The organism is Agromyces sp. Leaf222, from assembly GCF_001421565.1.
Lineage (GTDB): Bacteria > Actinomycetota > Actinomycetes > Actinomycetales > Microbacteriaceae > Agromyces.
Map to the genome: position 1 here is coordinate 1,580,245 of NZ_LMKQ01000001.1, position 12,444 is coordinate 1,592,688.

At 71.6% G+C, this 12,444-nt stretch carries 14 protein-coding genes; 7 read left to right on the plus strand and 7 right to left on the minus strand.

What is annotated here, in order from left to right:
- Positions 1–53 precede the first annotated feature (53 nt).
- The 4 genes from ASE68_RS06945 to xseA all read right to left on the minus strand — a co-directional run bounded on the left by ASE68_RS06945 (position 54) and on the right by xseA (position 3,064).
- Positions 54–707 (minus strand): carbonic anhydrase, encoded by a 654-nt coding sequence (locus ASE68_RS06945; protein WP_055856662.1) that lies wholly within the window; start codon positions 705–707, stop codon positions 54–56.
- A gap of 131 nt (positions 708–838) precedes the next feature.
- The gene (locus ASE68_RS06950) at positions 839–1,483 is read right to left on the minus strand and encodes a DUF4245 domain-containing protein (protein ID WP_055856667.1); all 645 of its coding nucleotides are present in this window, start codon (positions 1,481–1,483) and stop codon (positions 839–841) included.
- Positions 1,483–1,737, minus strand: coding sequence for an exodeoxyribonuclease VII small subunit (locus ASE68_RS06955; RefSeq protein ID WP_369800066.1), 255 nt, complete (start codon positions 1,735–1,737; stop codon positions 1,483–1,485). The genes ASE68_RS06950 and ASE68_RS06955 overlap by 1 nt, the downstream gene beginning before the upstream one ends.
- A 10-nt stretch (positions 1,738–1,747) precedes the next feature.
- Positions 1,748–3,064, minus strand: coding sequence for an exodeoxyribonuclease VII large subunit (gene xseA, locus ASE68_RS06960; protein ID WP_082462330.1), 1,317 nt, complete (start codon positions 3,062–3,064; stop codon positions 1,748–1,750).
- A gap of 147 nt (positions 3,065–3,211) precedes the next feature.
- Between xseA and ASE68_RS06965 the strand changes: the two genes are divergently transcribed.
- Positions 3,212–4,258 (plus strand): 4-hydroxy-3-methylbut-2-enyl diphosphate reductase, encoded by a 1,047-nt coding sequence (locus ASE68_RS06965; RefSeq protein WP_055860882.1) that lies wholly within the window; start codon positions 3,212–3,214, stop codon positions 4,256–4,258.
- 79 nt (positions 4,259–4,337) lie between these two features.
- Here ASE68_RS06965 and ASE68_RS06970 read toward each other — a convergent pair whose 3' ends face one another.
- The gene (locus ASE68_RS06970) at positions 4,338–4,976 is read right to left on the minus strand and encodes a DUF6264 family protein (protein WP_055856671.1); all 639 of its coding nucleotides are present in this window, start codon (positions 4,974–4,976) and stop codon (positions 4,338–4,340) included.
- A gap of 11 nt (positions 4,977–4,987) precedes the next feature.
- Positions 4,988–6,019: a class II fructose-bisphosphate aldolase gene (gene fbaA, locus ASE68_RS06975; protein WP_055856674.1), complete on the minus strand. Its 1,032-nt coding sequence runs from the start codon at positions 6,017–6,019 to the stop codon at positions 4,988–4,990.
- A 111-nt stretch (positions 6,020–6,130) separates the two neighbouring features.
- On the opposite strand from fbaA, the gene ASE68_RS06980 reads away from it, so the two are divergent.
- The 6 genes from ASE68_RS06980 (at position 6,131) to ASE68_RS07005 (ending at position 10,936) form a co-directional block, all read left to right on the plus strand.
- Positions 6,131–7,156, plus strand: a complete 1,026-nt coding sequence (locus ASE68_RS06980) for a fructose-bisphosphatase class II (RefSeq protein WP_162238255.1) — start codon at positions 6,131–6,133, stop codon at positions 7,154–7,156.
- 148 nt (positions 7,157–7,304) lie between these two features.
- Complete coding sequence (gene glpX / locus ASE68_RS06985; protein ID WP_055856681.1) at positions 7,305–8,306, plus strand: class II fructose-bisphosphatase; 1,002 nt, start codon at positions 7,305–7,307, stop codon at positions 8,304–8,306.
- 46 nt (positions 8,307–8,352) lie between these two features.
- Positions 8,353–9,735, plus strand: coding sequence for an MFS transporter (locus ASE68_RS06990; RefSeq protein ID WP_235480778.1), 1,383 nt, complete (start codon positions 8,353–8,355; stop codon positions 9,733–9,735).
- Positions 9,736–9,831: 96 nt separating this feature from the next.
- Complete coding sequence (locus ASE68_RS06995; protein ID WP_055860885.1) at positions 9,832–10,221, plus strand: VOC family protein; 390 nt, start codon at positions 9,832–9,834, stop codon at positions 10,219–10,221.
- A gap of 37 nt (positions 10,222–10,258) precedes the next feature.
- Positions 10,259–10,570 carry a hypothetical protein gene (locus ASE68_RS07000; protein WP_157421574.1) on the plus strand — a complete coding sequence of 104 codons (312 nt, stop codon included), beginning with the start codon at positions 10,259–10,261 and terminating at the stop codon, positions 10,568–10,570.
- A 12-nt stretch (positions 10,571–10,582) separates the two neighbouring features.
- Positions 10,583–10,936, plus strand: a complete 354-nt coding sequence (locus ASE68_RS07005; protein WP_055856689.1) for a hypothetical protein — start codon at positions 10,583–10,585, stop codon at positions 10,934–10,936.
- Positions 10,937–10,966: 30 nt separating this feature from the next.
- On the opposite strand, the gene rmuC is transcribed toward ASE68_RS07005, so the two are convergent.
- Positions 10,967–12,436 (minus strand): DNA recombination protein RmuC, encoded by a 1,470-nt coding sequence (gene rmuC, locus ASE68_RS07010; RefSeq protein WP_082462090.1) that lies wholly within the window; start codon positions 12,434–12,436, stop codon positions 10,967–10,969.
- Positions 12,437–12,444: the final 8 nt, after the last annotated feature.

Sequence of the window (12,444 nt, forward strand, 5' to 3'; positions counted from 1 at the left end):
CGTGGATCTCGTGCAGCGGGCGGGGTGTTCGTGGCGGATGCCCCTGGCGGGCGTCAGATGTGACCGACGACGACGTCGGTGTCGACCAGTCCCTGGGAGAGGCGGTAGTTCGCGCCCACGATGGCCAGCGTACCCGCTGCGATCGCGTCGCTGATCATCTCGGACTCCTCGAGCAGGCGCGACACGGTCGCGCGCAGGTGCTCGCGCCCGACGTAGCCCGCATCGACCTTCGCGTCGTCGATCGGCGCCTCGGGGTCGCCGCCGGCGACGCGTCGGACCGAGGGGATGATGCTGGCGATGAGCCCGGCGATGTGCGCGGGCAGCGGCTCGGCGTCGGCGGTCTGCGAGGTGATCGCCGCCTTGACCGCTCCGCAGGCGTCGTGGCCGAGCACGACGATGAGCGGCACGTTCAGCACGCCGACCGCGTACTCGAGCGAGCCGACGACCGACGAGGAGATCACCTGGCCGGCGTTGCGCACGACGAACGCGTCGCCGAGGCCGACGTCGAAGATGATCTCGGCCGCGAGCCGGGAGTCGCTGCAACCGAAGATGGCGACGAGCGGGCGCTGGCCCTCGGTGAGCGACGAGCGGCGCTCGACGTCTTGCCGGGGGTGCTGGGGTTCGCCCGAGACGAAGCGCTCGTTGCCGCGGCGCAGTTCACGCCAGGTCTCGGCCGGAGAGGTGGGGCGGGCGGGAGATTCGGTCACTGCGGCTCCTCGTGAAGATGCGGGCGGTGCTCAGGGTGCGGTGCAGGTGTTGCGAGTGCTGCGGACGTTGCTCGTGTTGCGCGCGGTGCCCGATGCAGCCGTGCGCGTGCCGCGTGCCGGGGTGCCGCCGATCACTGCTGCGCCTGCACGGTGTCGGCGATGGCGGAGGCCAGGGTCGCGAATTCGGCGTCGGTCGCGGTGCCGACGAGCACGAAGACCGTGCTGCCCGCCTCGGTCGTGAGCCCGTAGCGGGCGTTGCCGAGGTCGTCGCTCGAGTCGCGGTTGTCGTAGACGGTCCAGTCGACGCCGTCGATCTGCACGGTGCCGGTCGCGAGGGTGCGCGCCAGCAGGTCGGCGGACCAGGTGGCGTTCGCGTCGAGGCCCTGGGAAAGGCCGATGAACTCGCCGCTCGGCGTGAGGTAGCCGGTGTACCAGGCGGTGATGCCGTCGGTCTGGCTGCGACGCAGTTCTGCGGCGTTCGCGCTCCAGCCCTCTGGCAGGTCGGGCACGGCGAGCGGTTCTTCGCTGCCGGCCTGCGCCTGCTCGGCGATCGCCGCGACATCGACGTCGGCGTGCATCGGCTCGTCGCTGCGCGGCACCGCGAGCACGATCACGAGCACGACGGCGAGGCTCGCGAGCAGGGCGTAGACGAGGTTGCGGGTGGTCTTGCGCTCGCGATATTCGCGCGAGTTCTTCGCCTTACGGGCGGCGGTCTCTTCTGGGGTCTCCGGCCGCCCGAGTTCGGCGACGACGCGCCCCTGTGCCGGCTCGGCCATCAGAGCGAACCCTCGTCGGATGCCGCGGCACGGCCGCTCGCGCCGCTCGCCGCAGCGGTGCGCGCCGCGTCGAGCCTGGCCTTCGCGCCGACGAGCCATTCTTCGCAGCGCGCGGCGAGCGCCTCGCCGCGTTCCCAGAGGGCGAGGGAGTGCTCGAGGGTCGCCGAGCCCTGCTCGAGCTCGGAGACGACCTGCACGAGTTCGTCGCGCGCCTGCTCGTAGCTCAGCTCGGAGACATCCGTGGTGGGGGGCATGGCCGCCATTCTATTCGGCGCCGCTGACAGGTTCGTCGGCCGCAGACCCGGTGGGTGACGACGGCGCGAGCGCGTCGCCGATCGCGTGCCCTGGCGCGTGCGGCGTGGCTCCCGCGTCGAGGGGGCCGAGCGACTCGGCGCCGATCGTGCCCGCGGCGAGGGTGATGGTGAGGCCGGTGCCGGCCGGTGCGCCCGCCGCATCGTGCACGACGTGCCCGTCGGGGCCCTGCACGATCGCGTAGCCGCGGTCGAGGGTCGCCTGCGGCGAGAGCGCGCGGAGGTGCCCGCGCAGCTCGCCGATGCGCGAGGTCTGCCGCTCGATGTGGCGGTCGACGAGCTCGGACCCGCGGGCCACCCACCGCGTGAGCTCTTCAGCGCGGCGGTCGACGATCCACGCGCCGTCGGCCAGCACCGGGCGCATGCGGAGGTGCCCGATGCGGTCGATCTCGCGGGTCAGGATCGACGAGAGGCGCATGCCGAGACGCGCGCGCACCTGATCGACCCTGGCGAGCTCCTCGCCGACGTCGGGGATGACGCGCTTCGCGGCATCGGTCGGGGTGGAGGCCCGGAGGTCGGCGACCTCGTCGAGGAGCGGCCGATCGGCCTCGTGACCGATCGCCGACACGATCGGAGTGGTGGCCTCGGCCGCCGCGCGCACGACGCGCTCGTCGCTGAACCCGAGCAGGTTCTGGAAGTCGCCGCCGCCGCGGGCGATGATGATGACCTCGACCTCTGGGTCGGCGTCGAGCCGCCTGATCGCCGCGGCCACCTCGGTCGGCGTGCGGTCGCCCTGCACGGTCGCGTGGATCGTGCGGAACTCGACGGCCGGCCAGCGCAGGCGTGCGTTGCGCAGCACGTCTTTCTCGGCGTCGCTGTCGCGACCGGTGATGAGGCCGACCACGCCGGGCAGGAACGGCAGCGGTCGCTTGCGGGATGCCGCGAACAGGCCCTCTGCAGCGAGGGTCGCGCGCAGGCGCTCGAGGCGTTCGAGCAGGTCGCCGAGGCCGACGTGCTTCATGTCGTACACCTGGAACGAGAGCGACCCGCCCTTGACCCACCACGTGGGCTTGACGAGCAGCACGGCGTGATCGCCCTGCTTGAACTGCTCGGTGAGCTTCGCCCGCACCGACGACCACATCGTGAACGAGATCGTCGCGTCGGCCTCGAGGTCCTTCAGCTTGCCGTAGACGTTGCCGCCGGAGCCGCCCCACTGGGTGATCTCGCCCTCGACCCAGACCATGCCGAGCCGTTCGATCCAGTCCTTGAGCTTGCCCGACAGGGTCGAGACCGGCCACGGGGCATCACGGGTCGCCGTGGCATCCGTCATCGTGTTCTCTCCCTGGGTTCGTGCGGCGTACGTGCGGGCGGTACCGGCGGCCTTCGCGTGCACGGGAATGCCGTGGTCGGCGGGCGCCCAGCCGGCCCCGCGTAGGATGGGAACGTGACGACCACCACCCCGAAAATCGGCCTCGGCATGCCCCGCGTGCCCGGCCTGCGCGGCCGGCTCAAGGATATCCCCGTCCTCGGACACAAGCGCGTGCTCCTCGCTGCCCCCCGCGGATACTGCGCCGGCGTCGACCGCGCCGTGATCGCGGTCGAGAAGGCCCTCGAGCACTACGGTGCCCCCGTGTACGTGCGCAAGCAGATCGTGCACAACATCCACGTGGTCACCGAGCTCGAGGCCAAGGGCGCGATCTTCGTCGAGGAGGTCGACGAGGTGCCCGAGGGCGCCCACATCGTCTTCAGCGCCCACGGCGTCTCGCCGGCGGTCGTGAACGCGGCCTCCGACCGCGGCCTGCACGCGATCGACGCGACCTGCCCGCTCGTGACCAAGGTGCACCGCGAGGCCGTGCGATTCGCCCGCGACGACTTCGAGATCCTGCTCATCGGCCACGAGGGCCACGAAGAGGTCGAGGGCACTGCGGGCGAGGCGCCCGACCACGTCACCATCGTGAACAGCCCCGACGACGTGCCGAACATCGACGTGCGCGACCCCGACAAGGTCGTGTGGCTCTCGCAGACCACGCTCTCGGTCGACGAGACCATGGAGACCGTGCGCCGCCTGCGCGAGCGGTTCCCGAACCTCGCCGACCCGCCCAGCGACGACATCTGCTACGCCACGCAGAACCGCCAGGTCGCGATCAAGAAGGTCGCGCAGGATGCCGAGCTCGTGATCGTCGTCGGCTCGGCGAACTCCTCGAACAGCGTGCGCCTCGTCGAGGTCGCCCTCGAGTACGGCGCCAAGGCCGCCTACCGGGTCGACTACGCGAGCGAGGTCAAGCAGGAGTGGCTCGACGGCGTCGCCACGGTCGGCGTGACCAGCGGGGCATCCGTTCCAGAGGAGCTCGTGCACGAACTGCTCGAGGCGCTGGCCGACGCCGGGTACGGCGACGTCAGCGAGGTGAAGACCGCCGAGGAGGACCTCATGTTCTCGCTCCCGAAGGAGCTGCGGCGCGACCTCGCCGGCAACCGTGAGGAGCGGGCGCTCGGCGGCCGCACCCGCACCACCTCGCAGGCCTGACCCCAGCACACCGACGCCCGCGGCAGACCAGGTCTGCCGCGGGCGTCGTGCTGTCGCGAGGTGTGCGGTCTCGAGCGGCCTAGACGCTCGTCGTGCTGAGCGAGGCGAGGAAGTCGGGGTCGCTCGCGAACACGAGCATGCCGATGATCGTCACGACGATGAGCGCGACGACGCCGGCCACGACCGGGATCCACCACGAGAGGCGGCCGGCGCGCAGGCGCGCCCGCGACCAGACGAGGGCGCCGATCCAGAGCAGGATCTGCAGCACGACCCCGGTCGCGAGGATCGTGGGCACGGCGGGGCCCGGCGTGAACGAGGTCGGCCCGTCGATGCCGAGCATCGAGGACGAGAGCTTGGCGGACTCGAGGGCGGTCGCCGGCAGCTGCAGGATCGCGAGGATGTTGTAGATCGCGCCGAACACGCCGAAGACGAGCAGCGCGATGGTCCAGAGGCGGTCCTTCGGCACGGCGCGTGCGGTCGGCTGCCCGACCTCTGCGGCCGTGGCGGGGGCGACGGCGGATGCCGCGGACGGCCCGGTCGCCTCGGCGTCGGCCGCGGCATCCGGAACCGCCTTCGGGTCGACCGGCGGCTGCCAGGTCCACCCCTCCGGCGCGTACTCGCCGTACTGCGGACGAGGCCGCTCGTCACGCGGGGGAGTCGGCGCGGGCGAATCCTGCCCTGCGGCTCCGGTCGTGCGAGCGGCCTCGTCCTTCGTCATGTGGATGCGCCCTATGCCGAGATCGAGTTGCCGGCGGAGCCGAGCTGGCGGGTCGACTCGACGACGCGAGCGGCCATGGCGGTCTCGGCGACCTTGCCCCAGGCGCGCGGGTCGTAGAGCTTCTTGTTGCCGACGCCGCCGTCGACCTTGAGCACGCCGTCGTAGTTCTTGAACATGTAGTCGGCGATGGCACGCGTGTAGGCGTACTGCGTGTCGGTGTCGATGTTCATCTTCACGACGCCGTTGGCCACGGCCTCGGCGATCTCCGCGTCGGTCGAGCCCGAGCCGCCGTGGAAGACGAGGTCGAGCGGCTTCGGGCCGGTGCCGTACTTCGCCTGCAGGCCGTCCTGGATGTCCTTGAGCAGCGACGGGCGCAGCTTGACGTTGCCCGGGGCGTAGACGCCGTGCACGTTGCCGAAGGTGAGGGCGGCCATGTAGCGACCCTGCTCGCCGAGGCCGAGCGCCTCGACCGTGGAGATCGCGTCGTCGAGCGTCGTGTAGAGCGCCTCGTTGGAGCCCTCGTGCTTCACGCCGTCCTCTTCGCCGCCGACGACGCCGATCTCGACCTCGAGGATCGCGTTGATCGCCTTCATGCGGGGGAGGATCTGCTGGGCGATCTCGAGGTTCTCGGCGAGCGGCACGGCCGAGCCGTCCCACATGTGCGACTGGAAGATCGGGTTGCCGCCGGCCTTCACGGCCTCCTCGGATGCGGCGAGCAGCGGGAACACGAAGTCCTCGAGCGCGGGCTTCGGGCAGTGGTCGGTGTGCAGCGCGACCGTGACGGGGTAGCTCTTGGCGATCTCGTGCGCGGCGGCGGCGAAGGCGAGGGCGCCCGTGGCGCGGGCCTTGACGGTGTGGCCGGCGAAGTAGTCCGCACCACCAGTGGTGACCTGGATGATGCCGTCGGAGCCGGCCTCGGTGAGGCCCTGCAGCACCGCGTTGAGGGTCTGCGTCGACGAGACGTTGAACGCCGGGAAGGCGAAGGCCTTCGCCTTGGCGGTGTCGAGCATCTGTGCGTACTGCTCGGGGGTGGCGATGGGCATGGCGCTCCTTCGGAAGGCAACAGGATTCACTGCAGAGTCTACCGAGGTCGCGAGGAGTGCTCACGTGCGTTGCGGGGCGTGCGGATGCCGCGGCTGGGCGATGATGGGACGATGCCCCCGTATCCGGCCGCCGCGCCCGAAGATCCGCAGTCCGCGAACCGAGCGGATGCCGCGGCATGGGCGCTCGACACGGCCCTCCGCGCCGCACTGCTCGACGCCGTGCGGGCCGCTGCGACGGCGGCTCGCCCGCTCGTGGGCGGCGGTGACGGCGATGCGGTCGACGCGGCGGCCGTCGATGCGTTGCGCGTCGCGCTCGCGGGCGTGCCGGCCGACATCCGCGTGGTCTCCGGCGAGGGCGAGAAGGACGACGCGCCCATGCTGAGCCCGGGCGAGCGGTTCGGCACGGGCGCGGGACCGGTGCTCGACCTCGTCGTCGACCCCGTCGACGGCACGCGGCTCGCGGCCTCCGGGCGCGCGGGGGCGATGGCGATCCTCGCGGTCGCGCCGCGGGGGTCGTTCGCCGACCCCGGGCCTGCCTTCTACCTGGACAAGCTCGTGCACGCGCGACCTCGCGGCGGCGCGGACGCGGGGCTCGGGCTCGACCTCTCGGTCGGCGAGAACCTCGAGCGGCTCGCCGCCGCGCACGGCCGCTCCGTTTCGTCGCTGCGGGTCGCCGTGCAGGCGCGCCCGCGCAACGCGGCCGTCGCCGACGCCGTGCACGCGGCCGGAGCGACCCTGCACGCGTTCGAGCACGGCGACATCGAGCGGGTCGCGCACGCCGCCGCAGCCGAAGGCGACCTCGACCTGCTGCTCGGCATCGGCGGTGCGCCGGAGGGCCTGCTCGAGGCGGCGCTCGTGCGTGCGCACGGCGGCGTGATGCTCGCCCGCTTCGCCCCGCAGTCCGCTGCCGAGACCGCGCGCATCGACGCGTTCACCGCCGCACTCGAGCCGGCCGCCGTCGAACGCGGATTCGTCGCGGCGGATGGTCTGGCGCTCGATGGGCTGTGCGCGGCATCCGCCCTCGTCGTGATCGCCCCGGTGACGGCCTGCGGCCTCGCGCCCGCCCGCGCGTCGCTCGTGCTCGTCGACGACACCTCGCCGGGCGGCCTGGTGACCGCTGCGTTGCCCGTCGGTTAAGAAACGGCGTTCTTTCTGCTCGGGTCGTCCCGAAAACCGTCGTTTCCGTAACCCTGCTGCCTAGTCTGGAACTCGAGCGCGTACGGAGCCGACAGCCCGACATGGGCCGCTCGGACCGGTCGCACCGACACCGGAGGACCACTCGATGATGATGAGCACCGACGCCGACAGCCCCTACCTGCACCCCGATCGCAACATCGCGCTCGAACTCGTGCGGGCGACCGAGGCCGCGGCGATCCGCTCCTACCCGTGGATCGGCAAGGGCGACAAGCTCGGTGCCGACGGCGCCGCGGTCGACGCCATGCGCGCGTTCCTCGGCACGGTGGACTTCGACGGCGTCGTCGTGATCGGCGAGGGCGAGAAGGACGCGGCCCCGATGCTCTTCAACGGCGAGCGGGTCGGCACCGGGCGCGGCCCGGCGTGCGACATCGCCGTCGACCCGATCGACGGCACGTCGCTCACGGCCGCCGGCCGGCACAACGCGCTCTCGGTCATCGCGGTCGCCGACCGCGGCACGATGCTCGACGCCTCGACGGTGTTCTACATGGACAAGATCGTGACGGATGCCACGGGCATCGGCGTCGTCGACATCCGCAGGCCGATCGGCGAGAACCTCCGTGCGCTCGCGGCTGCCAAGGGCAAGGACGTCAGCGAGCTGCGCGTCGCCGTGCTGAACCGCGATCGCCACGAGCAGCTCATCGCCGACATCCGCGAGGCCGGTGCCGGAACACGCCTGATGAGCGACGGCGACGTCGCCGGCGGCATCAACGCCGCGCGCTACGAGTCGCGCATCGACATGTGCGTCGGCATCGGCGGCAGCCCCGAGGGCATCACCACCGCGTGCGCGATCAAGGCGCTCGGCGGATTCATGCAGGGCGTGCTCGCCCCGAAGGACGACGCCGAGCGTGCACGCGGCGAGGCCGCCGGGCTCGACTGCGACCGGGTGTACGAGCTCGACGACCTCGTGCGCGGCGACAACACCTTCTTCGTCGCCACCGGCGTGACCGACGGCGAGCTGCTCGAGGGCGTGCGCAAGAAGGGCCCCATCGTGCGCACCGAGTCGATCGTGCTGCGCGGCAAGTCGGGCACGATCCGCCGCATCGTCGCCGACCACCTCGTCGAGAAGTGGCTGGTCGACGCCGACCGATGACCGTCGAACGCTCGCGGGCGTCGGCGGCTCATCCCAGAATGGGACGGTGACCGACCGCCGGAGACTGCCGCGCGCCCTGCGCCCGTTCGGCATCGTGCAGTACCGCCTGCTCGCGCTCGCCCTCGCGGCGTCGCTGCTGTCGGCGGGCGCCTGGCTCGTCGCGGCCGTCTGGCAGGTCGTCGAGCTCGGCGGAACCCCCGTCGACCTCTCGTTCGTCGCCGTCGGGTCGAGCCTCGGGCTCGTGCTCGCCGTGCTCATCGGCGGCGTCGCGGCCGACCGCATTCCGCAGCGACGCATCCTCATCGTCGTCGAGATCGTGCGCGCCCTGGCCTTCGCCGTCGCCGCGGTGCTCGCCGCGACGGGCGTGATCGAGGTCTGGCACATCGCCGTCGTCTCGTTCGTGCTGGGCCTGGCCGACGGGTTCTTCTACCCTGCCTACTCTGCCTGGCTGCCCGCGATCCTGCCCGGCTCGCAGCTGCTCGCCGCGAACGGCATCGAGGGCGTGCTGCGCCCGGCCGTGATGCAGGCCGCCGGCCCGGCGCTCGCGAGCGCGTTCATCGCCGTGCAGGGGCCGTGGCTGGCGTTCGCCGCCGTCGCCGCCATGCAGGTCGTCGCCGTCGTGGTGCTCGCAGTGATGCGCGAGACCCCGGTGCGGCGCGACCCGAACGAGATCGGGCGTCACCCGGTTCGGCAGTCGTTCATCGACCTGCGCGACGGCTTCGCCTACCTCGTGCGCACGAAGTGGCTGCTCGCCACCCTCGTCTTCTCGATCATCCTCGTGTTCATCATCATGGGGCCGATCGAGGTGCTGCTGCCGTTCGCCGTGAAGGACCAGACCGGCGGGGGAGCCGGCGCGTTCGCGCTCGCGCTGGCCGCATTCGGCGTCGGCGGGGCCGTCGGGTCGCTCTCGGTCGCATCGTTCCGCCTGCCGCGGCGCTACCTGACGCTCATGATCCTCGCGTGGGGCGTCGGATGCCTCCCGCTCGCGGTCATCGGGTACACCTCGCAGCTCTGGGTGATGGTGATCGCCCTGTTCCTGGTCGGAGTGCTCTTCGACGGCGCGCAGGTCGTCTGGGGAACCCTGCTGCAGCGCCGGGTGCCGCCCTCGATGCTCGGGCGCGTGTCGAGCCTCGACTTCTTCGTGTCGCTCGCGCTGATGCCGGTCTCGATGGCCGTCGCGGGCCCCGTCGGCGAGGCCATCGGGCTCGCGCCGGCGTTCCTCATCGCCGGGCTCGTGCCGCCGTTCATCGCGTTCGCGACGCTCGCCATCGCACGACTCGGCAAGGACGAGCTCGCGCATCCGCTGGACTCCGCGCCGCCGACCGACGCCGTGGGCGTCGTCACCGGTGCCGAGGCGGCGGGCGGGTTCGCACCTCCGGCCGACGAACCGCATCCGATCGCCGGGCGCGACGACCCGCTCCGCGACTGACCTGCCGGCGCGACCCCTCGACGCGCGCCTGCCGGGTGTGCGAGGGTGGGCGCGAACAACGCGAACAACGCGAACAACGCGAACAAGGGAGATCCGATGGTGGACATCAGCGACGCGTTCCCGGGCTTCAGCGTGGATGACGTCGGCGCGGCCCGAGCGTTCTACGGCGACGTGCTCGGACTGCCCGTCGAGGAGTCGATGGGAGGGCTGCGGCTGACCCTCCCGTCGGGGCAGGGCGTCTTCGTCTACCCGAAGGACACGCACGAGCCGGCGTCGTTCACGATCCTGAACTTCGAGGTCGCCGATCTCGGGCGCACCGTCGACGAGCTGAACGCCGCAGGCGTCGTCACGAAGATCTACACCGACCCGCACTCGTTCGGCACCGACGAGCGGGGCATCGCGTGGGGGTCGAAGACCGGTCAGGGGCCGGACATCTGCTGGTTCCGCGATCCTTCGGGCAACGTGCTCAGCCTCATCGCGCAGTGAGCCTCCGGCGCGCATCCTGAGCTGGTAGACCCGAGGCATGTTGGGGCAATCGCTGAATTCGCCGTGGGCGTCGAGCAGCGGCGTGTACACGCACACCTGGACGTACCAGGTGACGCATCCCGGGCGCACGATCGTCGAGGTCGCCCTGACCTCGGTCAACAGCGTCGATGACGACGACGGGACGTTCGCCCGGTTCGGCGTCTCGCAGGTCGTCAGCGACAGCGGGGTCGAGAACTTCGGCGACGACGGCCCGCCGGTCGTCGCCCGCGACGGCGTGACGAGCGTGAGCGTGCGGATGTTCGTGGTCAACTCGTTCGCGCGCGGTCGCGTCTCGCGGAACTTCTGGTGAGGGGACGAGGCGATGATCGACGAGACGGCGAGCAGCGAGCGGATCGAGACGCGCCAGCAGGTGAGTGTGCTCTACGACCCCGAGACCGGGCGAGCGGTGCGCGGCCACACCTTCGTCGGTGTCGACGACGAGCTGTCGGCGCCGGACGGCCGGGAGGCCCGTGAACGCGTGCTGCGCGAAGACGCGGGTGCAGGCCGGGTCTCGTCGCGGCTGCGGTTCGCAGACGCCTCGGCCGACCTTCGCATCGAGGCGCCGGCGGAGCTCGAGGTGATCGATGACGTCGTCGCGGTGCGCCCGGTGCGCCTGCGGCGGCGCAACCTCGATGCGGACGTGCTGCGCACGCTGCCCCCGCAGCGGCGCGACTGACCGATCAGACCTCGAGGCGACGCACCCGCGTCAGATCGAGCGGATCTCGGGATCGATGTCGGCGCTGAAGCTCGCCTCATCGGAGCCGAGGTCGAGTTCGGCGTCGGTCGTCGTCTCGGGCGATGCGCCGTCGCGTGCCCCAGCCTCGATGGCCGCCGCCTTTGAGGTGCCCGCCGAGGTGAACTCGTAGGCCGTCAGCTCGCGGGGACTCTCTTCGATGCCCTCGAGCTGGGCCAGCACCTTGGTCTCGTCGAGCGCCTTGAGCTTGCGGGCGGTCGGCATGACGCGGGTCTCGAGCGAGCCCACGAACGCGTTGTAGTCCTTGACGGTGCGCTCGATGGTGCGGCCGAGCTTCTCGATCTGGCCCGCGGTGACCGACAGGCGGGAGTAGAGCTCGCGGCTGAGGTCGAAGAGCGTCTTCGCCTCTTTGGTGAGCACGTCTTGCTGCCAGCTGAACGCGACGGTCTTCAGCACCGACCACAGGGTGACGGGGGAGGCGAGCGCCACGCGCTTCGAGAAGGCGTAGTCGAGCAGTGCGGGATCCGTCTCGAGCGCGCTCGAGACGAGCGACTCGCTCGGGATGAAGGCGATGACCATCTCGGGGGAGGCGCCGAGACCGGCCCAGTAGGTCTTGCCGCCGAGGGCGGTGATGTGGTCGCGTACGGCCTTGACGTGCTGCTTCATGAGCGCCTCGCGGCGAGCCGCCTCGGCGCCGACGGCGGTGAGGGGGATCTGGCTCGCCTCGAGGTAGGCGTTGAACGGCACCTTCGCATCGACGGCGATGTTCTTGCCGCCGGGGAGGTGGATGACCATGTCGGGGCGCCCGGCGCCTGAATCCGTGTTGATCGAGTGCTGGGTGTCGAAGTCGACGCGCTCGAGCAGGCCGGCGGCCTCGACGACGCTGCGCAGCTGGGTCTCGCCCCACACGCCGCGCGTGCTGTTCGAGCGAAGGGCGGAGGCCAGGGTCTCGGCGGTGGAGCGCAGGCGCTCCTCGTTCTCGGCGGCGATCTTGAGCTGCTGGCTGAGCTCGCCGTGCTGACGGTGCCGCTGGGTCTCGAGCTCGGTGACCTTGGCCTGCATCTCGGAGATCGTCTGCTTGACGGGCGCGAGCGCCTGCAGCACCTTGCTGTCGGCGGCCTCGCGCGCCTCGCGCTGCTGCTGCTCGGTGCGCTGGCGCTCGACGATCTCGCGGTACTGCGTGCGCGCCGACTCGATCTGCTCGCGCAGGCCGGCGGTCGTGGCCTGCACCGACGCGAGCTCGGCGCGGAGCTGCGCCTGGGCCTGCTGCTCTTCGGCGCGGATGCGCGCCTGCTCGGCCGAGCTGCCGGCCTGCAGGGCGGCGATCGCGGCCTGATGACGGGCCTCGACCAGCGCGGGGTCTTCGGCCGGGACGGCGCTGCTCGCGGCATCCGTCGCGCGCTTGGACGCGAGGAACCACGTGGCGAGCGCGCCGAGCGCGATGCCGACGACGAGGCCGATGACCAGCAGCAGGATCTCCATGCCGCCAA

What these genes read in the sequence shown, in the direction of transcription:
- ASE68_RS06950 (WP_055856667.1), bottom strand. Translation starts at nt 1,483, where the DNA reads ATGGCCGAGCCGGCACAGGGGCGCGTCGTCGCCGAACTCGGGCGGCCG.
- ASE68_RS06955 (WP_369800066.1), bottom strand. Translation starts at nt 1,737, where the DNA reads ATGCCCCCCACCACGGATGTCTCCGAGCTGAGCTACGAGCAGGCGCGC.
- xseA (WP_082462330.1), bottom strand. Translation starts at nt 3,064, where the DNA reads ATGACGGATGCCACGGCGACCCGTGATGCCCCGTGGCCGGTCTCGACC.
- ASE68_RS06965 (WP_055860882.1), top strand. Translation starts at nt 3,212, where the DNA reads ATGCCCCGCGTGCCCGGCCTGCGCGGCCGGCTCAAGGATATCCCCGTC.
- ASE68_RS06970 (WP_055856671.1), bottom strand. Translation starts at nt 4,976, where the DNA reads ATGACGAAGGACGAGGCCGCTCGCACGACCGGAGCCGCAGGGCAGGAT.
- fbaA (WP_055856674.1), bottom strand. Translation starts at nt 6,019, where the DNA reads ATGCCCATCGCCACCCCCGAGCAGTACGCACAGATGCTCGACACCGCC.
- ASE68_RS06980 (WP_162238255.1), top strand. Translation starts at nt 6,131, where the DNA reads ATGCCCCCGTATCCGGCCGCCGCGCCCGAAGATCCGCAGTCCGCGAAC.
- glpX (WP_055856681.1), top strand. Translation starts at nt 7,305, where the DNA reads ATGATGAGCACCGACGCCGACAGCCCCTACCTGCACCCCGATCGCAAC.
- ASE68_RS06995 (WP_055860885.1), top strand. Translation starts at nt 9,832, where the DNA reads ATGGTGGACATCAGCGACGCGTTCCCGGGCTTCAGCGTGGATGACGTC.
- ASE68_RS07000 (WP_157421574.1), top strand. Translation starts at nt 10,259, where the DNA reads ATGTTGGGGCAATCGCTGAATTCGCCGTGGGCGTCGAGCAGCGGCGTG.
- ASE68_RS07005 (WP_055856689.1), top strand. Translation starts at nt 10,583, where the DNA reads ATGATCGACGAGACGGCGAGCAGCGAGCGGATCGAGACGCGCCAGCAG.
- rmuC (WP_082462090.1), bottom strand. Translation starts at nt 12,436, where the DNA reads ATGGAGATCCTGCTGCTGGTCATCGGCCTCGTCGTCGGCATCGCGCTC.